Here is a 20,589-nt window from a genome sequence, read left to right as displayed (position 1 = left end):
CTGAGGACGGCGCACCTGTCAGGGCGTTGCCTCAGCTCTTGATGTCGCCGATCTTCGGCGCGGGCTCGTTCTTGTAGTTGGCCGGGCCGAAGTTCTTGTCCACGGCCTTCTGCCAGGAGCCGTCGGAGACCATCTGCTCCAGGGCGGTGTTGATCTTGGCCTTGAGGTCGCTGCCCTTCTTGATGCCGATGCCGTAGTTCTCGTTGGTCATCTTGAAGCCGCCGAGCTTGAACTTGCCCTTGAACTGGGACTGGGCGGCGTAACCGGCGAGGATCGAGTCGTCCGTGGTCAGCGCGTCGATGGCCCCGCTCTGCAGACCGGTCAGGCACGCCGAGTACGTCGGGTACTGCTGCAGGTCGGCCTTGGGCGCCAGCTTGTCCTTGACGTTCTGCGCCGAGGTGGAGCCGGTGACCGAACACAGCTTCTTGTTGTTGAGGTCCGCCGGCGACTTGATGGAGTTGTCGTCGGCGCGGACCAGCACGTCCTGGTGGGCCAGCAGGTACGGGCCGGCGAAGTCGACCTTCTCCTGGCGCTCCGGGGTGATCGAGTAGGTGGCGGCGATGAAGTCGACGTCACCGCGCTGCAGCATGGTCTCGCGGTCGGCGCTCTTCGCCTCCTTCCACTCGATCTGGTCCGCCTTGTAGCCGAGCTTCTTCGCGACGTACGTGGCGACGTCCACGTCGAAGCCGGCGTAGCCCTGCGGCGTCTTCTGGCCGAGGCCGGGCTGGTCGAACTTGATGCCGACGGTGATCGTCTTGCCGCCGCCGGAGCCCGAGCCGGAACCGGTGTCGCTCTTGCTCTCGCCGCCGCACGCGGTGGCGGTGAGGGCGAGCGCGAACACGGTGGCCGAGGCGGCGGTGACCTTGCGGAGCTTCATGGTGAACATCCTTCGGGTGGTGAAAAGACGAGGGCCGACGATGAGAGATCGGTGCGGACGATCAGTGGTGCAGGATCTTCGACAGGAAGTCCTTGGCGCGGTCGCTGCGCGGGTTGCTGAAGAACTGGTCCGGCGCAGCCTGTTCGACGATCCGGCCGTCCGCCATGAAGACCACGCGGTTTGCAGCCGAACGGGCGAAGCCCATCTCGTGGGTGACGACGATCATCGTCATGCCGTCGCGGGCGAGCTGCTGCATGACCTCCAGTACCTCGTTGATCATCTCCGGGTCGAGGGCCGATGTCGGTTCGTCGAAGAGCATGACCTTCGGTTCCATGGCCAGCGCCCGCGCGATGGCGACACGCTGCTGCTGGCCGCCGGAGAGCTGCGCCGGGTACTTCTCGGCCTGCGCACCCACGCCGACCCGGTCGAGCAGAGCCCGGGCCCGCTCCTCGGCCGCCTTCTTGTCCTTCCTGCGGACCTTGACCTGGCCGAGCGTCACGTTCTCCAGCACGGTCTTGTGCGCGAAGAGGTTGAAGGACTGGAAGACCATTCCGACGTCGGCGCGCAGTCGGGCCAGCTCCTTGCCCTCATGGGGCAGAGGCCGTCCGTCGATCGCGATCGAGCCGGAGTCGATCGTCTCCAGGCGGTTGATGGTGCGGCACAGTGTGGACTTTCCGGACCCGGAGGGCCCGATGACCACGACGACCTCGCCGCGGGCGATCGTCAGATCGATGTCCTGGAGTACGTGCAACGCGCCGAAGTGCTTGTTGACGCTCTTCAGGACGACCAGTTCTCCGGTCGCGGCCACATCTTCCTTGGCCACCGATACTTCGGTCATCGCTCTCAGGCTCCGTCCTCCTCGGTTTCGGAGGACAGTAGTAACCCCGTTCCACCTGCGTCATTACATCTGAGGGGAATCTGAGCATCACGATCCGATAGCAATCGGACACGTGTCGTAGCACTTGTGAGCAGGGCTCATATCGGCCGGGTAACGGAAGTCGCGCGCAACCGGAACCCTCTTGACGCCGTCCTCTTCCATCAGCGTGACTGCACAAGGTGCACGCGCGCGTGCACGCGTTTTTGTACTCATCCTGATCGTACGACCGATGAACCGAAGGGGGCCCGGATGAGGCTGCTGCTCGTCGAGGACGACAACCGCGTCGCCGCCGCCCTGTCGGCGGTGCTGGCGCGGCACGGTTTCGACGTCACGCACGCGCGCAGCGGCGAAGAGGCCCTCCAGGCGCTCGTCCCCGAGGGCAACGGCTTCGGTGTCGTCCTCCTCGACCTGGGCCTGCCCGACCAGGACGGCTACGAGGTCTGCAGCAAGATCCGCAAGCGGACCAGCACCCCGGTGATCATGGTCACCGCCCGCTCCGACGTCCGCTCCCGCATCCACGGCCTCAACCTCGGCGCCGACGACTACGTGGTCAAGCCGTACGACACCGGGGAACTGCTCGCCCGTATCCACGCCGTCAGCAGACGCACCGCCCATGAGGACGCCGCGGCGGGCGGCGAAGGCGTGCTGCGCCTGGGCGCGGTCCTCATAGAGCTTCCGACGCGCCAGGTCAGCGTGGACGGTTCGGTGGTCCAACTGACCCGCAAGGAGTTCGATCTCCTCGCCTTGCTGGCCCAGCGTCCCGGAGTGGTCTTCCGCCGGGAGCAGATCATCAGCGAGGTGTGGCGCACGAGCTGGGAGGGGACCGGGCGCACCCTTGAGGTGCACGTCGCGTCGTTGCGCGCCAAGCTGCGCATGCCGGCGCTGATCGAGACCGTGCGCGGCGTCGGCTACCGGCTCGTCGCCCCGGCCGCGTAGCGGGCCAGGGTGCGCACTCGTCTCCTCCCGCTGCTCATCGTCCTGATGGCGGCCGTCCTGCTCGCGCTCGGACTGCCGCTCGCCATCAGCCTGGCGGCGGCCCAGCAGCAGAAGGTGATCGTCGACCGGATCGACGACACGGCCTACTTCGCGGCCATCGCCCAGTTCGTCACGGACGAGCCCACCAGCTCCCCGGACGAGCTCCGCACCCTGAGCCGTGAACTCACCAGCTACTCCGAGGTCTACGACATCCGGGTCGGTGTCTTCCACACCAACGGCACGTCCATGGCCAAGGCGCCGGCGACCTGGCAGCTGCCCAAGAAAGGGGCGGTGCGCGACGCCTTCAAGGAGGCGCTGCTCAGCCGGCGCAGCCACGACCCGAAGCAGGTGTGGCCCTGGCAGAGCACACGCCTCGTCGTCGCCTCACCGGTCATCCGGGACGGTGATGTCGTCGCGGTCGTCGTCACCGACTCGCCCACCGGGGAGATGCGTTCGCGGATCCTGCGGGGCTGGCTGATCATCGGCGCGGGCGAGATCGCCGCGATGCTGCTGGCCGTCGGCGCCGCCCTGCGGCTGACCGGCTGGGTGCTCAGACCCGTACGCGTCCTGGACGCCACCACGCACGACATCGCCACCGGGCGCCTGAAATCAAGGGTCGCCGTCGCGAGCGGACCGCCGGAACTGAGACGGCTGGCCCGGTCGTTCAACGAGATGGCGGACAACGTCGAGGACGTGCTGGAGCAGCAGCGCGCCTTCGTCGCCGACGCCTCGCACCAGCTGCGCAACCCGCTCGCGGCGCTGCTGCTGCGCATCGAGCTGCTCGCCTTCGAACTGCCCGAGGGCAACGAGGAGATCGCCTCGGTGCAGGCCGAGGGCAAGCGCCTGGCGCAGGTCCTGGACGACCTGCTCGACCTGGCCCTGGCCGAGCACACCGAGGCCGACCTCCGGCTCACCGACATCGGCGCGCTGGCCGCCGAGCGCGTCGCGGCCTGGGCGCCGACCGCCGAGGCCAAGGGCGTACGACTGGTGGGGAACTGCCCGCCCACCACCGCCTGGGCCGACCCGGTCACGCTCTCCAGCGCGCTCGACGCCGTGATCGACAACGCGGTGAAGTTCACGCCCGAGGGAGAGAGCGTCGAGGTGACCGTCGCCTCCAACGGCAGCACGTCGACCGTAGTGGTCACCGACAACGGCCCGGGCCTGACCGACGAGGAACTCGCCCGCGTCGGCGACCGTTTCTGGCGCAGTGGACGGCACCAGAACATCAAGGGCTCCGGTCTGGGCCTGTCCATCTCGCGGGCACTGCTGGCGGCGGGCGGCGGCTCCATCTCGTACGGCCACCATGAGCCGCACGGGCTGCGGGTGACGGTGACGGTGCCCAGGTCGGCGCCGACGTCGTAACCCCCGGCTCGTGGTGGCCTACGGTTTCACCGAGCGGTAGTAGCGACGCGCGCCCTCGTGCAGTTCCAGCGGGTCGGTGTAGATGGCGGTGCGTACGTCGACCAGCTGCGCGGAGTGGACGTGGTGACCTATCTCGTCGCGGCTCTTGAGCACGGTCCGGGTCAGCCATTCCGTGAGCCTGGGATCCATGTCCTTGCGGGTGATCAGCAGGTTCGACACGGCCATCGTCGGCACCGTGGCCCCGTTCTGGACGGCCGGGTAGGCCGACTCCGGCATGTTGGTCGCCCGGTAGAAGTGGGCGGAGTCCTCCTGGTCCTGCACCTTGGCGACCAGGGCGGCGCTGATCGGCACGAAGCGGAAGGCGGGGGCCTTGGCGATCTCCCTGAGCCCGGGCGTCGGTACTCCGCTCGACCAGAAGAACGCGTCGAGCTCCTTGCCCAGCAGCTTGGGACCGGTGTCGATACCGTCCGACCGGGCGATGATGTCCTTCTCCGGGTCGAGGTTCGCGGCCTTGAGCACCCGGTCGGCGATCAGCCGCACCCCCGAGTCGGGCTTCCCTATGGCCACCCGCTTGCCCTTCAGGTCCGCGACGGAGCGGATGTCCGAGTCCGGCGGCACGACCAGCTGTACATAGTCGTCGTACAGGCGTGCGACACCGCGCAGCTGGTCGGTGACGGGCCTGCCGTCGACGGTGACCGACTCCACCGCGTCGGCCGCGGCGATGGTGAAGTCGGCCTCGCCGGTCGCCACGCGCCTGACGTTCTCCTGCGACCCGGCGCTGTCCTCCAGCCGCACCTTGAGCTCCGGCATGTCCTTGGCCAGCTCCTTGCTGAGCCGCCTGCCGTACTCCTGGTACACCCCCGCGCGCGTGCCCGTGCTGAACGTGATCGTCCCGCCGGGCGGTTCCTCGCCCAGTGGCAGCAGCCACCACAGCAGCAACCCGAGGACGACGAACCCGGCGGCCGCACCCTGCAGCGCCCGGCGCCTGCTGATGCGGGGGAACACCTTGGACATGGGCGCGATCCTGCCAGGGGCCGTGCGGTGCTGACCAGGGGCGGGGTGCGGGTCGGCTGTCAGAGGCGGTCGCTACAGTCGGCGCATGAGCTCCTCGCCCGCCGACCTGGTCCGTGCATTCCACCTCGCTTTCGGGCTGGACGCCCGCACCACCCCCACGGAGGTCCCGCCGCAGCTGGCGGCCCATCGCGGAGAGCTGCTCGCCGAGGAGGCCGCGGAGGTCGCCGAGGTCTCCGTCACCGGCCCGCTCGACCGGCTGGCGCACGAGCTCGCCGACGTGGTCTACGTCGCCTACGGCACGGCTCTCGTGCACGGCATCGACCTCGACGCGGTGATCGCCGAGATCCACCGCTCCAACATGACCAAGCTGGGCCCCGACGGCCAGGTCGCCCGCCGCGCCGACGGCAAGGTCCTCAAGGGCGACCACTACGAGGCACCGGATGTGTCGGCGGTGCTGCGGCGTCAGGGGTGGGTGCCGGGCGGGGGCGCCTGACGCCGGACGCCGGGGCAGGATGCCGGGGGTGGGGACGCCTGGCACCGGCTGTCGGGGGGGGGCTGCCCGGCACCGGCCGGCGAGGCGGGATGCCGGGCCTGCCGGACGCCGCTATCGCTGCGGTGGCCGGCGTCCGTGACCCGGCTCGGGGTCGTCGGCAACGCCGTGAACCCGTTCAGCCGCGTCCTTCGTCCGTTGCCGTGCACCCCTGTCGCGCTGGACGGCGCCGCGATGGCGTACGGAGCCCACGGGACCCAGGGGTCCCGCTCAGCCCCGCCCCTCGGTCCCCACCGACGCCTCCGCCTCCGTCCGCGGCCGTGTACCCCCGTCGGCCTCCCGGCGGAGTGCGGAGCGACGGGTCCAGCGGGCGGCCAGGGGCTCGGTGTAACGGGCGGTGAGGGGGCCGACGACGACCAGGATCAGGACGTACGCCGTGGCCAGCGGGCCCAGGGACGGTTCGATACCGGCCGCGACCGCCAGCCCGGCGATGACGATGGAGAACTCGCCGCGCGCCACCAGCGCACCGCCCGCCCGCCAGCGTCCCCTGACGGAGATCCCCGCCCGGCGAGCCGCCCAGTACCCGGTGGCGATCTTCGTGACGGCGGTGACCACGGCCAGCGCGAGCGCGGGCAGCAGCACGGGCGGGATACTGGCCGGGTCGGTGTGCAGCCCGAAGAAGACGAAGAAGACGGCGGCGAACAGGTCCCGCAGCGGACTCAGCAGCGTGTGCGCGCCCTCCGCGACCTCCCCGGACAGCGCGATGCCCACCAGGAACGCCCCCACCGCGGCCGACACCTGCAGCTGCTGCGCGATGCCCGCGACCAGGATCGTCAGCCCCAGGACCACGAGCAGCAGCTTCTCCGGGTCGTCGTTCGACACGAACCGCGAGATCACCCGGCCGTACCGCACCGCCAAGAACAGCACCAGCCCGGCCGCCCCCAGAGCGATCGCCAGTGTCACGCTCCCGGCAAGCAGACCGGCCCCGGCCACCAGCGCCGTGACGATCGGCAGGTACACCGCCATCGCCAGGTCCTCCAGCACCAGGACGCTCAAGATCACCGGCGTCTCCCGGTTGCCGACCCGGCCGAGATCCCCGAGCACCTTCGCGATGACGCCGGACGACGAGATCCATGTGACCCCGGCCAGGACCACGGCGGCCACCGGCCCCCAGCCCAGCAGCAGCGCCGCCACGGCACCCGGCACGGCGTTGAGCGCGCAGTCGACCAGACCCGACGGGTAGTGCGCCTTGAGGTTGGTGACCAGATCGCCGGCCGTGTACTCCAGCCCCAGCATCAACAGCAGCAGGATGACGCCGATCTCCGCGCCCGTGGCGATGAACTCCTCACTCGCACCGAGCGGCAGCAGTCCGCCCTCGCCGAAGGCCAGACCGGCGAGCAGGTACAGCGGGATGGGGGAGAGCCGGAACCGGGCGGCGAAACGGCCGAGCAGGCCGAGGCCGAGGATGATGGAGCCGAACTCGATCAGCAGGACCGCGGACGAGTGCACCGGCTCACTCCTGCCCGAGTATCGCCGCGGCGGCGTCCACACCCTCGCGGGTGCCGACCACGATGAGGATGTCACCGCCCGCCAGCCGGAAGTCCGGCGCCGGAGACGGGATCGCCTCCGCCCGGCGCAGCACCGCCACGATCGACGCCCCCGTCTCGGTCCGCATCCGGGTGTCGCCCAGCACCCGCCCGTTCCAGCGCGAGCTCGCGCCCACCTCGATCCGCTCGGCGACCAGTCCCAGATCGGAGGCGTACAGCAGGCTCGCGCTGTGGTGGGACGGCTTCAGCGCGTCGATCAGCGCGCCCGCCTCGGAGCCGCTCAACCGGAGGGAGTGGGCGCAGGAATCGAGGTCGTCGGGCCGGTACACGTTCACCGTGCGCGTGCCGTCCCGGTGCGCCACCACCGACAGATGGCGGTGTTCCCGGGTCTCCAGGTCGTACTGGACCCCGATTCCCGGCAGCGGCGTCGCCCTCAGGCGTGGAGCGGACACGTTTCTTCCCCTTGCAGTCGTGTTCGTCGGGTTGCTCGTCCGGTTGCTCGTCGACCTGCTCGTCCGGTTGCTCGTCGTGTTCGTCGCGAGCTTGCGGTCGACCGGTGCGATGGGTGATCACGTGCGGTGGTGATCACCTCGACACCTCCGCATGCTGCCATCCGCCCGTACCGTGACGACATGGGTGTCGTCACGGATATACGGAGCCGGTCGGGGGCGGCGATGCTGTTCCCGGCGGAGTCGGGCGCGAGCGCGGGAAGGGGCGGCAACAGAACCGTGTCGCTGTTCTGGCGGATCTTCTCGCTCAACGCCACGGGCCTGGTCGCCGCCACCGCACTGCTGCTGGGCCCGGTCACCGTGTCGACCCCCGTCCTGCCGGGCGAGGCGCTGCTCCTCCTCGCCGGCCTCATGGCGCTGCTGGCCGGTAACGCCGTGGTCCTGCGGACCGGCCTCGCCCCGCGGCGGCGGCTGGCCCGCGCCATGGCCGCCGCCGACCTGCTGCGTCCCGGGGCCCGCGCGGTGGTCGCCGGCCCGGCGGAGGCGGCCGAGCTGATCACGACGTACAACACGATGCTCGACCGGCTGGAACGCGAGCGCGCCACCGGGGCCGCCCGTGCGCTCGGCGCCCAGGAACGCGAGCGCCACCGTGTCGCCCGTGAACTCCACGACGAGGTGGGCCAGACCCTCACCGCCGTCCTCCTCCAGCTCAAACGCGTGGCCGACCGGGCTCCCGAGGACCTCCGTGAGGAGGTCGGCCAGGCCCAGGAGGCCACCCGGACCGGTCTGGACGAGATCCGTCGCATGGCCCGCCGACTGCGCCCCGGCGTCCTGGAGGAATTCGGCCTCGCCAGCGCGCTGCGCTCGCTCGCGACCGAGTTCACCACCCATGGGCTGACGGTGCGCCACCACGTCCCGTCGGACCTGCCCCCGCTGAGCGCGGAGTCGGAACTCGTGATCTACCGGGTGGCCCAGGAAGGCCTGACCAACACCGCCCGGCATGCCGCGGCCGACCGCGCCGAACTCCGCCTCAGGCCGCTCCCCGACGGCGTCGAACTCCTCGTACGCGACAACGGCACCGGCCTCGGCGACGCCCCGGAGGGCGCCGGCATCAGCGGCATGCGCGAACGGGCCCTGCTGATAGGGGCGGCCCTCTCCCTAGAAACGGGCCCGGCGAAGGGGACCGACGTACGCCTGCTCGTCCCCGCGGGGGGCCGCCGATGACCGCCCCGATCCGCGTTCTGCTCGCCGACGACCACACCCTCGTACGACGGGGAGTACGGCTCATCCTGGACGGCGAACCCGACCTGACGGTCGTCGCCGAGGCCGCGGACGGCGCCGAGGCGGTCGCGCGGGCCCGGGACACCGAGGTGGACCTGGCCGTCCTGGACGTCGCCATGCCCCGCATGACCGGCCTGCAGGCGGCCCGCGAGCTCTCCCGCCGCCTGCCCGGCCTGCGCATCCTGATCCTGACCATGTACGACAACGAGCAGTACTTCTTCGAGGCCCTCAGGGCCGGAGCCTGCGGCTACGTCCTGAAATCCGTCGCCGACCGCGACCTGGTCGAGGCATGCCGCGCGGCCGTACGCGACGAACCCTTCATCTACCCGGGCGCCGAACGCGCCCTGGTCCGCTCCTACCTGGAGCGCCTGCACCGCGGTGACGGCCTGCCCGAGCGGGCCATCACCGAGCGCGAGGAGGAGATCCTCAAGCTCGTCGCCGAGGGCCACACCTCCAAGGAGATCGGCGAACTCCTCTTCATCAGCGCCAAGACGGTGGAACGGCACCGCGCCAACCTGCTCCAGAAACTCGGCATGCGCGACCGCCTGGAACTCACCCGCTACGCGATCCGCGCGGGCCTGATCGAGCCATGAGCCTCGCGACGTCGAGAAGGCGCCCGCAGTTCCTGTGACGGTCTTCGGCAGCTCCCTGATCGAGCGCCGCTGTCGGAAAACCTGCGAAGACACCGCCTCGATGTCGGTTTTCCGGGCTCTGCGGGCTGTGGCTGGATCCTGGGCGGAACTGGCTGAAAAGTGATCGCCGTGCCGGCGCCGCGCCGCACCGAAACGGAGGATCTGTGAACGTCGGAACAACGGCGACCGGACCACGGCAGAGTCCGAAAGCCACGCTCGTCATGGCCTGCGTCGGGGTGTTCGTCGCCTATCTGCCGGTCACCAGCGTCTCGGTGAGTCTGCCCGCCATCCAACAGGCCCTGCACGCGTCGACCTCTCAGCTGTCGTGGATCTCCGACGCGTTCGTCCTGCCCATGGCGGCCCTCATCCTGACCGCCGGTGTGTTCGGAGACGTGCACGGCCGTAAAAAGGTCTTCCAGGCGGGCCTGTCGTTCGCCGCCGTCGGGGCCGCCGTCGCCCTGTGCGCGCAGTCGGTCCAGGTGCTGTGGGCCGGGCAGGCGCTGGCCGGGCTGGGCGCGGCCGCGCTGTTGCCCACGACGCTGGCGCTGATCAGCCACGCGGTACCCGACCCGCACCAGCGCGCCAAGTTCGTCGGTCTGTGGGCCGCTGCCCTGATGACCGCACTGGCCATCGGCCCCCTGATGGCAGGGGTGATCCTCGACCACGTCGCCTGGCGGTGGATCTACCTGCCGGCCATACCGGTGGCCGTCCTCGCCATGGCGATCGCGGCGCCGCTGGTTGCCGACTCCCGGGCTCCCGGCTCCCGCAGGCTGGACTGGCCCGGGCAGATCACCGCCGCACTGGCGATCACCTCCCTCGTCTACGGCGTGATCGAGGGCGGCGCCGAGTCCTTCTCCCATCCCCGGGTGATCGCCGCCCTGGCGCTGGCCGCCGTCGTCCGCTCCGTCGAGACCGCCCTCAGCTTGCGGGAGGTCAAGCAACTCACCTACGAGCCCGGCCGCTGACCGGAGCGCGGGCCGAGGCGCTCCGCGGACCGCCTACTCTTGAAGGCATGACCAGCAGCAGCGACCGGAGCTCCGCAGTGGACGTTCAGGGATCCAAGAGTTACGAAATCCGCACCTACGGGTGCCAGATGAACGTCCATGACTCCGAGCGATTGGCCGGGCTGCTGGAGGACGCCGGCTATGTGCGCGCCCCCGAGGGCTCGGACGGCGAGGCGGACGTCGTCGTCTTCAACACCTGCGCCGTCCGCGAGAACGCCGACAACAAGCTGTACGGCAACCTCGGCCACCTCGCCCCGAAGAAGGCGAGGCGGCCCGGGATGCAGATCGCGGTCGGCGGCTGCCTGGCCCAGAAGGACCGCGACACCATTGTGAAGAAGGCGCCCTGGGTGGACGTCGTCTTCGGCACGCACAACATCGGCAAGCTGCCGGTGCTTCTGGAGCGCGCCCGCGTGCAGGAGGAGGCGCAGGTCGAGATCGCCGAGTCGCTGGAGGCGTTCCCGTCCACGCTGCCGACGCGGCGCGAGAGCGCGTACGCGGCCTGGGTCTCCATCTCCGTCGGCTGCAACAACACCTGCACCTTCTGCATCGTCCCGGCCCTGCGCGGCAAGGAGAAGGACCGCCGGCCCGGCGACATCCTCGCCGAGGTCGAGGCCCTGGTCGCCGAGGGCGTCTCCGAGATCACGCTGCTCGGGCAGAACGTCAACGCCTACGGCTCCGACATCGGCGACCGCGAGGCGTTCAGCAAGCTGCTGCGGGCCTGCGGGAAGATCGAGGGCCTGGAGCGCGTCCGTTTCACCTCCCCGCACCCGCGCGACTTCACCGACGACGTCATCGCCGCCATGGCCGAGACGCCGAACGTGATGCCGCAGCTGCACATGCCGCTGCAGTCCGGCTCGGACACGGTCCTGAAGGCGATGCGCCGCTCGTACCGGCAGGAGCGTTACCTGGGGATCATCGAGAAGGTCCGGGCCGCCATCCCGCACGCGGCGATCACCACCGACATCATCGTGGGCTTCCCCGGCGAGACCGAGGAGGACTTCGAGCAGACCCTGCACGTGGTGCGGGAGGCCCGGTTCGCGCAGGCGTTCACCTTCCAGTACTCCAAGCGCCCGGGCACCCCGGCCGCCGAGATGGAGAACCAGATCCCCAAGAAGGTCGTCCAGGCACGCTACGAGCGTCTGGTCGCCCTCCAGGAGGAGATCTCCTGGGAGGAGAACAAGAAGCAGGTCGGCCGCACTCTGGAGCTGATGGTCGCCGAGGGCGAGGGCCGGAAGGACGACACCACCCACCGGCTCTCCGGCCGGGCCCCCGACAACCGCCTGGTGCACTTCACCAAGCCGGAGCAGCAGGTCCGCCCCGGCGACGTGGTGACCGTCGAGGTCACCTATGCCGCCCCGCACCACCTCCTCGCCGAGGGCCCCGTGCTGAACGTGCGCCGCACGCGCGCGGGTGACGCGTGGGAGCAGCGCAACGCCCAGGAGCGGGAGAAGAAGCAGGGCGTCATGCTGGGCCTGCCGAAGATCGGCGTGCCCGCTCCGCTGCCGGTCGCCACGGGCAGCGGCTGCGGCTGCGACTGACCGGCCGGGACGCGGTTCGCCTGTTCCGCGGATCGCGTACGGCGTTACGCTGCCGATCATGCTTGTCGCTGCCGCTGTCTGCCCCTGCCCGCCCCTTCTCGTGCCCGACGTCGCCGCGGGCGCCGCACCCGAGCTGGACGCCGCGCGTGCCGCGTGCACGGACGCGCTCGGCGTGCTCGCGGCCGCCCGGCCCGATCGGCTGGTCGTCGTCGGGCCCGTCGAGCAGGGCGGCCCCGAGACGTACCCGGAGGGCACGCGCGGCTCGTTCCGTGGCTTCGGCGTGGCGGTCGACGTGACGCTGGGGGCGGACAAGGGGGCGGGGGCCGAGCGGGAGCTGCCGTACTCGCTGGCCGTGGCCGCGTGGCTGCTGGAGCGGACCGGCTGGTCCGAAGCCCCGATCGAGGGAATCGGCGTGGGGGAGACTCTTGTGCCCGGGCGATGTGCCGGGATCGGGAGGGACATCGCCGGGCGGCCCGAGCGGGTCGCGCTGCTGGTGATGGGCGACGCCAGCGCGTGCCGCACGCTCAAGGCGCCGGGCTACCTCGACGAGCGGGCCGCGCCCTTCGACGCGGAGATCGCCCGAGCGCTGGGGGCGGCGGACACGGCCGCCCTCGCCGCGCTGGACGCCGGGCTGGCGCACCAGCTGAAGGCCTCCGGCCGTGCCCCCTGGCAGGTCCTCGCGGGCGCCGCCGAGGACACCGGGCTCGCCGGCACGGTGCTGTACGACGACGCGCCGTACGGAGTGGGGTACCTCGTCGCAAGCTGGTCGTAGCCCTCACGTGCCTGTGCCCGTGCGCCGGACGGCCGAGTACGGGGTTGTGCTCGGGCCGGGGTCCGTCGTCGTGTCGGCGCCTGTGCGCCAGACGGTCTCCGTGCGCTCGGCGCGGGATCCGGCTCGTGTCGTGTCCGCGTGCGTGGCGGCGTTCACCTGGGCCGAGGACCGGCTGCCCACCGACGTCCGCACGTGAAACGGCGGACGGCCGGGAGCGTCGTGCTCCGCGGCCGTCCGCCGATGTGCCGGTCAGGAGGTCGGCGGTGGTCCGGCGGGCGGCGTGGTGCCCGGCCCGGTGGGCGGCGTGACGCCCGGTCCGGCCGGCGGCGTGGTGCCGCCGGTCTCCGCTTCGGGGCCACCCTTGTGCGCGAGTCGGTCCATGGCGTCCTTGGCCCTGCCCGTGCCTCTCTGGATCCTGTCGCTGTACTTGCCCTTGGTCTTCTCGTCGACGACCTTCGCGGCCCTGTCAAGGCCGTGCTCGACCTTGTCGATCTTGTCCCCGTGCCGCTGCGCGAGGTCAGAGACCTTGCCCTTCGCCGGGCCCAGCTTGGCCTTCATGTTGTCCAGGAGACCCATGGTTCACCTTCCCTCGCGGGGCAGTTACGTGCGGGCGCCCTCACCGGCCTCGTTGTCGACCGCCTCGTCGGCGGACTGCTGCCTGGGGATCTCGACGCCGTCGGAGTCGGTGTCCTCGGCGGCCTCCGTCGCCGCCGGCTTCACCGCCTCCCCGGCTCCGGCCTCGGCCGTACCCTTCCCCTCTGCCGCCTCCTCCGCCTCGGAACCGGCTGCCGGTGTGTCGGCCTGCTTCTCCGCGGCCGGCACCTCCTCCGTGGCCTTCCACCTCCGGAGAAGCCGTGCAAAAACGCCCATATCAACTCCATACGTTACTCGTGCGGGCGAAATCCCGCGTCGCCCGGTGCGTCCGTTTGCGCAGCTCGGGCCACCACCCCCGGGATCCGGCGGCGGGAACCTCGCAACGGGCAACGACCCCGGGGCCGTACCGTCACGTAACTCGTTCGAGAGCACGGTGTGATGTTTGGGAGACTGGGGCGGTGAGCAGTGGACCCCCCACCCCCCGCGTCATCGCCGTCGTCGGACCCACCGCGGCCGGAAAGTCCGATCTGGGAGTTTTCCTGGCCCAACGGCTCGGCGGCGAGGTCGTCAACGCCGACTCCATGCAGCTCTACCGAGGGATGGACATCGGCACCGCCAAGCTGACGTGCGAGGAGCGCGGCGGCGTCCCGCACCACCTCCTGGACATCTGGGACGTGACCGTCACGGCCTCCGTCGCCGAGTACCAGCGGCTGGCCCGCGAACGAATCGACGCGCTGCTCGCCGAAGGGCGCTGGCCGATCCTGGTCGGCGGCTCCGGCCTCTACGTCCGCGGGGCCGTCGACAACCTGGAGTTCCCCGGGACCGACCCCGAGGTCAGGGCCCGGCTGGAGGAGGAACTCGTGCTGCGCGGCTCCGGGGCGCTGCACGCCCGCCTGGCCGCCGCCGACCCCGGGGCCGCGCGGGCCATCCTGCCCAGCAACGGCCGCCGGATCGTCCGGGCCCTGGAGGTCATCGAGATCACCGGCAGGCCCTTCACCGCCAACCTCCCCGGCCACGACTCCGTATACGACACCGTGCAGATCGGCGTCGACGTGGCGCGCCCCGAGCTGGACGAACGCATCGCGCGCCGGGTCGACCGGATGTGGGAGGCGGGTCTCGTCGACGAGGTGCGCGCACTTGAGGCGCAGGGGTTGCGCGAGGGGCGTACGGCCTCACGTGCGCTCGGCTACCAGCAGGTTCTCGCAGCGCTCGCCGGGGAGTGCACGATGGACGAGGCCCGAGCCGAGACCGTACGCGCCACCAAGCGCTTCGCGCGCCGCCAGGATTCGTGGTTCAGGCGCGATCCGCGGGTGCACTGGTTGAGTGGGGCTGCGGCGGATGTCACAGATCTTCCGCACCTCGCCCTGTCGTTGGTCGAACGACCGGTTACAGCCTGATCACGTGATGGCATCGGGACGCCCAGGCCGCCATCCCGGCCTCCGGCGTCATGCCATCATCGAGCTTCGATCGACCAAGTGGAGTCCTAGTTGGGAGGGCGCGTGGCGATGGAGGCCGGCCCTCGTGACACCGCACAAGGCACCGAGCGCCTCACCGCTGACCTCGGTGAAGGCACCGTCATCGGTGAACCGGAGCAGGACGGTACCCCTCTGAGCTCCGACGGGCCCGACGAGACCCAGGGCGGTGTGACCGCCGACGGCCCCGAGCCCGAGGAAATGTACACGGGCGGCGAGGAGGTCGAGGTCGAGCTGCGCCCGCAGCGCCGGCTGCGCATCTGGCAGCTCGCGCCCATCGTGAGCCTGGCCGCGGTCGGTTCCCTGATGTTCGCCTTCCCGCTCGCCTTCGACTTCGGCGACAGCGGGGCCGTGATCGCGATGCTGGGGCTGCTGATCTGCTCGTGCGCGGCCGGCTGGGGCATGATGGCCGCCCGCCGGGTGGGCTACACCTGGCCGGGCCTGCCGCAGCGGGGCTCCGAATGCCGCCCGGACTGGCGGGTGGTCCTCGCCTATGTCGTGGCGGTCGCCGCGGTGGTCGTCCTGGCCGTGTGGCGAGTGGCCCGGCTGCGCGGGTGACGCCCGGCGGCCGTCATCGGCCGGCGTCCGCCTGTCGTACCCACCCCGTACGATCGAGGAATGAGCACGCGGATCGCCTTCCTCAAGGGGCACGGCACCGAGAACGACTTCGTGATCGTCCCGGACCCCGAGAACACCATCGACCTGCCCCCCGCCGCCGTCGCCGCCCTGTGCGACCGCCGCGCGGGCATCGGCGGTGACGGACTGCTGCACGTGGTGCGGTCCGCCGCGCACCCCGAGGCCCGGCACCTGGCGGCCGAGGCCGAGTGGTTCATGGACTACCGCAACGGCGACGGCTCGATCGCCGAGATGTGCGGCAACGGCGTACGGGTCTTCGCGCGCTACCTGCAGCACGCCGGGTACGTCGGCGAGGGCGACCTGACCGTCGCCACGCGCGGGGGCGTGAAGACCGTGCACATCGCCAAGGAGGGCGACGTGACCGTCGGCATGGGCAGGGCGCTGCTGCCCGAGGAGGGCGTCACCGTGAGCGTCGGCGAGCGCAGCTGGCCCGCGCGGAACGTGAACATGGGCAACCCGCACGCGGTCGCCTTCGTGGACGACCTCGCGCACGCCGGGGACCTGTTCTCCCCGCCGGCGTACCGCCCGGCCACCGTCTACCCGGACGGCGTGAACGTCGAGTTCGTGGTCGACCGCGGCCCGGGGCACGTGGCGATGCGGGTGCACGAGCGCGGTGCCGGCGAGACCCGCTCGTGCGGCACGGGCGCGTGCGCCGTCGCCGTGGCCGCCGCCCGCAGGGACGGTGCCGACCCGGCCGTGACCGGCACCCCGGCGACCTACACCGTCGACGTGCCCGGCGGCACCCTGGTGATCACCGAGCGGCCCGACGGCGAGATCGAGATGACCGGTCCCGCGGTGATCGTCGCCGAGGGCGAGATCGACCCGGAGTGGCTGGAAGAGGCCGCCCGCCGCCGAGCCTGACGGCCCGTCGGCTTCGGTAACCGGCTCTGACCTGCGGCGCCCGGAAGGGCCTGGGCAAGGGCGCCGCGGAATCGCATGGCCGAAACCGTCTCTCACCCGGGCCGCACGGCGCGAAAACGCAGACTTCCCGACTCTCGCACGAATGGGTGATCCGTTTCACGCTCCGCGAGAGGCGGTCAGACGCACGTGATGGGCTCGGTAGCATCAAGCACCGGCCCGGACGGGGGACCGACGCCTTCCCCTGAGCCGTGTCCGCCTGGGGCACCCCGTCCGCCGGTCCACGCAGCCGGAGGTGCCCATGAGTGCGGAGGCCACAAACCCTGCGACGCCAGGCCCGGTGACGTCGGGCCCGACGACATCGGGCCCGATGACGCCGACGACGTCCCGCAGAAAGGCCCGCGCCCGCATCGACCTGCGCCGCCTGGGCCGCGCCGCGCTGCTCGGACCCGCCACCCGCGACCGGCTGCCCGACGCCATCAGCCACGTCGTCGAGGCGCACCGCGCCCACCACCCCGACGCCGACCTCGAACCCCTGCGCCGCGCCTACCTCCTGGCCGAGTCCTCGCACCGCGGCCAGATGCGCAAGAGCGGCGAGCCGTACATCACGCACCCGCTCGCCGTCACCCTCATCCTGGCCGAACTCGGTGCCGAGACCACGACCCTGACGGCCTCTCTGCTCCACGACACCGTCGAGGACACGGACGTGACCCTCGATCAGGTCCGCGAGCAGTTCGGCGAGGAGGTCCGCTATCTCGTGGACGGCGTCACCAAGCTGGAGAAGGTCGACTACGGCGCCGCCGCTGAACCCGAGACCTTCCGCAAGATGCTCGTCGCCACCGGCAACGACGTCCGCGTGATGTCGATCAAACTCGCCGACCGGCTGCACAACATGCGCACCCTCGGCGTCATGCGCCCCGAGAAACAGGAGCGCATCGCCAAGGTCACCCGCGACGTCCTCATCCCGCTCGCCGAACGGCTCGGCGTCCAGGCCCTCAAGACCGAGCTGGAAGACCTCGTCTTCGCGATCCTGTGCCCCGAGGAGCACGAGCACACGCGGAAGCTGATCGCCGAGAACGCCGCCCGCGCGGACGACCCGCTCGCCGAGGTCTCCGACGAGGTGCGCGCGGTCCTGCGTGAGGCCGACATCCCGGCCGACATCCTCATCCGGCCCCGTCACCTCGTCTCCCTGCACCGGGTCTCCCGCAAGCGCGGCCGGCTCCGCGGCTCCGACTTCGGGCGCCTGCTGGTGCTGGTGAACGAGGACGCCGACTGTTACGCCGTGCTGGGTGAGCTCCATACGTGCATGACGCCGGTCGTCTCGGAGTTCAAGGACTTCATCGCCGTACCCAAGTTCAACCTGTACCAGTCGCTGCACACCGCCGTGGCCTGCAAGGACGGCCAGGTCGTCGAAGTCCTCATCCGCACCCACCAGATGCACAAGGTCGCCGAGGCCGGCGTGGTCGCGCTGGGCAATCCCTACGCTCCCCCCGCCGAGGAGCAGTCCGCCGGCGACGGCGAGCGCGTCGACCCCACCCGGCCCGGCTGGCTCTCCCGGCTTCTTGAGTGGCAGCGCGCCGCCCCCGACCCCGACACGTTCTGGTCCACCCTGCGCGAGGACCTCGCCCAGGACCGCGAGATCACCGTCTTCCGGCCCGACGGCGGCACCCTCGGTCTGCCCGAGGGAGCGACCTGCGTGGACGCCGCGTACGCGCAGTACGGCGAGGACGCGCACGCGTGCATCGGCGCCCGCGTCAACGGCCGTCTGGCGACGCTGAGCACGGTGCTGAAGGACGGCGACACCGTCCAGCTCCTCATGGGTCAGGACCCGGCCTCGGAGCCCTCCAGGGAGTGGCTGGAGCACGCCCACACGCCCGCCGCCCGGATCGCCATCCAGCGGTGGCTCGCGGCGCACCCGGCGCACGGGGACGGGCAGGAGCACGGCGGCGCCGAGGCGGGCGCCGCGGCTTTCCGGCCCGCCGCCGAAGGACTGGCCACCGAGGGACCGGCCCCCGGCCCCTCCACCGCCCACGTCCTCGTCGACCGGCCCGGCGCGACCGTACGCCTGGCCGGCTGCTGCACCCCCGTGCCGCCCGACGACGTCATCGGCTTCGCCGTGCGCGGGGGAGTGGTGACGGTGCACCGCGCCGAGTGCCCTGCGGTGGCGCGCATGCAGAGCGCGGGGCGCCCGGAGGTCGGCGTGCGCTGGGGTGACACCACCGAGTGCCGGGTCACGCTCGTCGCCGAATCGTTCGTCCGGCCCCATCTCCTGGCGGACCTCACCGAAGCCATGGCCCTCGAAGGCGCGGAGATCGTCTCCGCGACCGTCGAACCTCCGGCCCGTCAGCACGTACGCCACACGTACACCGTCCAGCTCCCGGACGCCGCACACCTGCCCGCCCTGATGCGGGCGATGCGCAACGTCGCCGGGGTGTACGACGTGAGCCGGGCGCAGCCGCAGACGCAGGGCACGTGAGGCGGACGGGCGCCGGAGGCGGCACTGGCGCATATGTACGTCACTGACGCACCCGTTCGAGTGGGCCGGGCGCGCGGCGTCGCCGCACCGTACACGTGCGCTGATAGCCGTGGTCCATGCTGCTCACCCCCCACCCCTGCATCAGGACCCCGCGGCGGCTGAAGGCGACGGCCCTGCTCGCCTCGGCCGTCTCCGTCTGCCTGGTCGCCGCGAGTGCCCCCGCGACGCCGCTGGGCATCGGCGACCGCCTCTTCCCGTACCTGGGAAATCCCGGCTACGACGTCGCGTCGTACGACCTGGCCTTCACCTATCCCGGTACCAACCGCGAGCCCCTCCGGGCCGTCACCACGATCGACGCCCGGACCACCGCCGACCTGGACCGCGTCAACCTCGACTTCGCCCACGGGAAGGTCGACTCGGTGAAGGTCGACGGCAGGCCCGCCACGTTCACCAGCGCCGGTGAGGACCTGGTGATCACGCCGGAAAAGCCGCTGTCCCAGGGCAGCCGGGTGAAGATCACCGTGCGGCACACCAGCGACCCCGCGCCCGCGAAGGGGCGGGAGGGCGGCTGGGTGCGCACCGCGGACGGCCTTGCCATGGCCAACCAGGCCGACGCCGCCCACCTGGTGTTCCCGTGCAACGACCACCCCTCCGACAAGGCGCTGTTCACCATCCGGGTCACGGCGCCCGACGGGTACACGGCCGTCGCGGGCGGCCTGCCGGCCGGCGTGGACCGGGACGGCGGGACGAGCACCTGGACGTACCGGACCAAGCACCCCATGGCCACCGAACTCGCCCAGGTGTCCATCGGCCGCTCCACGGTGCTGCGCCGCACCGGCCCGCACGGACTGCCCGTACGCGACGTCGTGCCCACCAGGCACCGCGCCGCGATCGAGCCGTGGCTGGAGAAGACCCCCGGCCAGATCGCGTGGATGGAGAGCAAGGTCGGCCGCTACCCCTTCGAGACGTACGGGTTGCTCACGGCCGACGCCGACACCGGCTTCGAACTCGAGACGCAGACGCTCTCCCTCTTCGAGAGAAAGATCTTCGCCGAGGGCGGCTACCCGAAGTGGTACGTCGAGTCGATCATGGTGCACGAGCTGGCCCACCAGTGGTTCGGCAACAGCGTCAGCCCGCGCACCTGGTCCGACCTGTGGCTGAGTGAGGGGCACGCCACCTGGTACGAGGCCCTGTACGCGGAGGAGAAGGCGGGCAAGGCCCTGCAGGCGAGGATGAAGGCCGCGTACGGCGTATCCGACCGCTGGCGCGCGAGCGGCGGGCCCCCGGCCGCGCCCAAGGCGCCGGCGCCCGGGAAGAAGACCGGCATCTTCCGGTCGAACGTCTACGACGGCGCCGCCCTCGTGCTGTACGCCCTGCGCCAGGAGATCGGCCGCCCGGCCTTCGAACGCCTCGAACGGGAGTGGGTGAGCGTCCACCGGGACGGCAATGCGACGACCGCGGACTTCGTCCGGCTCGCCTCCCAGATCTCCGGACGTGACCTGGGCGGCTTCTTCCAGGCCTGGCTGTACGGCGCGAAGACCCCGCCCATGCCCGGCCACCGGGACTGGAAGACGTCGGCGGCCGGGGCGGCGACCGGTGAGGCGCACGGCAGGACGCGCGGCGTGCACACCAAATAAGCCGGTGACCAGACGGGGCGTGCCGTGCGACCATCTTCAGGTCGGCACGGCACGGAGCACGGGAATCTTCCGGGGTGTCCCTGCGTTGTCGACAGTGA

At 71.2% G+C, this 20,589-nt stretch carries 21 protein-coding genes; 14 read left to right on the top strand and 7 right to left on the bottom strand.

Annotated features, from left to right (window positions below; genetic code table 11):
- Window positions 1–31: 31 nt before the first annotated feature.
- Window positions 32–877, bottom strand: coding sequence for a glutamate ABC transporter substrate-binding protein (locus NW895_RS21390; protein WP_289937360.1), 846 nt, complete (start codon window positions 875–877; stop codon window positions 32–34).
- Between the two features lie 61 nt (window positions 878–938).
- On the bottom strand, window positions 939–1,715 hold the full coding sequence (locus NW895_RS21385) for an amino acid ABC transporter ATP-binding protein (protein WP_289937359.1): 777 nt from the start codon (window positions 1,713–1,715) through the stop codon (window positions 939–941).
- Window positions 1,716–2,003: 288 nt separating this feature from the next.
- Here NW895_RS21385 and NW895_RS21380 point away from each other — a divergent pair, with 288 nt between their 5' ends.
- Together NW895_RS21380 and NW895_RS21375 are read left to right on the top strand one after the other, a co-directional pair.
- On the top strand, window positions 2,004–2,690 hold the full coding sequence (locus NW895_RS21380) for a response regulator transcription factor (RefSeq protein ID WP_289937358.1): 687 nt from the start codon (window positions 2,004–2,006) through the stop codon (window positions 2,688–2,690).
- Window positions 2,691–2,699: 9 nt separating this feature from the next.
- Complete coding sequence (locus tag NW895_RS21375) at window positions 2,700–4,091, top strand: HAMP domain-containing sensor histidine kinase (protein ID WP_289937357.1); 1,392 nt, start codon at window positions 2,700–2,702, stop codon at window positions 4,089–4,091.
- Window positions 4,092–4,109: 18 nt separating this feature from the next.
- Here the strand turns inward: NW895_RS21375 and NW895_RS21370 are convergent, their stop codons facing one another.
- A complete protein-coding gene (locus tag NW895_RS21370) occupies window positions 4,110–5,105 on the bottom strand; it encodes a TAXI family TRAP transporter solute-binding subunit (protein WP_289937356.1) in 996 nt (331 codons plus the stop codon).
- Window positions 5,106–5,190: 85 nt separating this feature from the next.
- Here NW895_RS21370 and NW895_RS21365 point away from each other — a divergent pair, with 85 nt between their 5' ends.
- Window positions 5,191–5,598, top strand: a complete 408-nt coding sequence (locus tag NW895_RS21365) for a MazG nucleotide pyrophosphohydrolase domain-containing protein (RefSeq protein ID WP_289937355.1) — start codon at window positions 5,191–5,193, stop codon at window positions 5,596–5,598.
- 267 nt (window positions 5,599–5,865) lie between these two features.
- On the opposite strand, the gene NW895_RS21360 is transcribed toward NW895_RS21365, so the two are convergent.
- Window positions 5,866–7,104: a cation:proton antiporter gene (locus tag NW895_RS21360; RefSeq protein WP_289937354.1), complete on the bottom strand. Its 1,239-nt coding sequence runs from the start codon at window positions 7,102–7,104 to the stop codon at window positions 5,866–5,868.
- A 4-nt stretch (window positions 7,105–7,108) separates the two neighbouring features.
- Window positions 7,109–7,594 carry a TrkA C-terminal domain-containing protein gene (locus tag NW895_RS21355; protein ID WP_289937353.1) on the bottom strand — a complete coding sequence of 162 codons (486 nt, stop codon included), beginning with the start codon at window positions 7,592–7,594 and terminating at the stop codon, window positions 7,109–7,111.
- A gap of 180 nt (window positions 7,595–7,774) precedes the next feature.
- On the opposite strand from NW895_RS21355, the gene NW895_RS21350 reads away from it, so the two are divergent.
- The 6 genes from NW895_RS21350 (at window position 7,775) to NW895_RS21325 (ending at window position 13,014) form a co-directional block, all read left to right on the top strand.
- The gene (locus NW895_RS21350; protein ID WP_289937352.1) at window positions 7,775–8,815 is read left to right on the top strand and encodes a sensor histidine kinase; all 1,041 of its coding nucleotides are present in this window, start codon (window positions 7,775–7,777) and stop codon (window positions 8,813–8,815) included.
- On the top strand, window positions 8,812–9,465 hold the full coding sequence (locus tag NW895_RS21345; protein WP_289937351.1) for a response regulator transcription factor: 654 nt from the start codon (window positions 8,812–8,814) through the stop codon (window positions 9,463–9,465). Before NW895_RS21350 ends, NW895_RS21345 begins: the two co-directional genes overlap by 4 nt.
- A 260-nt stretch (window positions 9,466–9,725) precedes the next feature.
- Window positions 9,726–10,469, top strand: coding sequence for an MFS transporter (locus NW895_RS21340; protein ID WP_354670101.1), 744 nt, complete (start codon window positions 9,726–9,728; stop codon window positions 10,467–10,469).
- Between the two features lie 47 nt (window positions 10,470–10,516).
- A complete protein-coding gene (gene miaB / locus NW895_RS21335; protein ID WP_289937350.1) occupies window positions 10,517–12,046 on the top strand; it encodes a tRNA (N6-isopentenyl adenosine(37)-C2)-methylthiotransferase MiaB in 1,530 nt (509 codons plus the stop codon).
- 58 nt (window positions 12,047–12,104) lie between these two features.
- Window positions 12,105–12,818 (top strand): class III extradiol dioxygenase subunit B-like domain-containing protein, encoded by a 714-nt coding sequence (locus tag NW895_RS21330; protein ID WP_289937349.1) that lies wholly within the window; start codon window positions 12,105–12,107, stop codon window positions 12,816–12,818.
- A gap of 19 nt (window positions 12,819–12,837) precedes the next feature.
- Window positions 12,838–13,014, top strand: a complete 177-nt coding sequence (locus NW895_RS21325) for a hypothetical protein (protein WP_289937348.1) — start codon at window positions 12,838–12,840, stop codon at window positions 13,012–13,014.
- Window positions 13,015–13,067: 53 nt separating this feature from the next.
- Here the strand turns inward: NW895_RS21325 and NW895_RS21320 are convergent, their stop codons facing one another.
- Window positions 13,068–13,394 (bottom strand): antitoxin, encoded by a 327-nt coding sequence (locus NW895_RS21320; RefSeq protein ID WP_289937347.1) that lies wholly within the window; start codon window positions 13,392–13,394, stop codon window positions 13,068–13,070.
- Window positions 13,395–13,418: 24 nt separating this feature from the next.
- A complete protein-coding gene (locus tag NW895_RS21315) occupies window positions 13,419–13,688 on the bottom strand; it encodes a hypothetical protein (protein WP_289937346.1) in 270 nt (89 codons plus the stop codon).
- A gap of 182 nt (window positions 13,689–13,870) precedes the next feature.
- Here NW895_RS21315 and miaA point away from each other — a divergent pair, with 182 nt between their 5' ends.
- The 5 genes from miaA (at window position 13,871) to NW895_RS21290 (ending at window position 20,491) form a co-directional block, all read left to right on the top strand.
- A complete protein-coding gene (gene miaA / locus NW895_RS21310; protein ID WP_289937345.1) occupies window positions 13,871–14,809 on the top strand; it encodes a tRNA (adenosine(37)-N6)-dimethylallyltransferase MiaA in 939 nt (312 codons plus the stop codon).
- A 108-nt stretch (window positions 14,810–14,917) separates the two neighbouring features.
- Window positions 14,918–15,442 (top strand): hypothetical protein, encoded by a 525-nt coding sequence (locus NW895_RS21305; RefSeq protein ID WP_289937402.1) that lies wholly within the window; start codon window positions 14,918–14,920, stop codon window positions 15,440–15,442.
- Between the two features lie 60 nt (window positions 15,443–15,502).
- Entirely contained in the window at window positions 15,503–16,381 is an 879-nt protein-coding gene (dapF, locus tag NW895_RS21300) for a diaminopimelate epimerase (RefSeq protein ID WP_289937344.1), read from the top strand.
- A 298-nt stretch (window positions 16,382–16,679) separates the two neighbouring features.
- Entirely contained in the window at window positions 16,680–18,854 is a 2,175-nt protein-coding gene (locus NW895_RS21295) for an HD domain-containing protein (RefSeq protein WP_289937343.1), read from the top strand.
- Between the two features lie 116 nt (window positions 18,855–18,970).
- Entirely contained in the window at window positions 18,971–20,491 is a 1,521-nt protein-coding gene (locus NW895_RS21290) for a M1 family metallopeptidase (RefSeq protein WP_289937342.1), read from the top strand.
- Window positions 20,492–20,589: the final 98 nt, after the last annotated feature.

It is taken from the genome of Streptomyces sp. S.PNR 29 (assembly GCF_030386795.1).
Classification (GTDB): Bacteria; Actinomycetota; Actinomycetes; order Streptomycetales; family Streptomycetaceae; genus Streptomyces.
The sequence above is the reverse complement of the archived record's forward strand: the minus strand, read 5'-3'. Positions and strand labels throughout refer to the sequence as shown.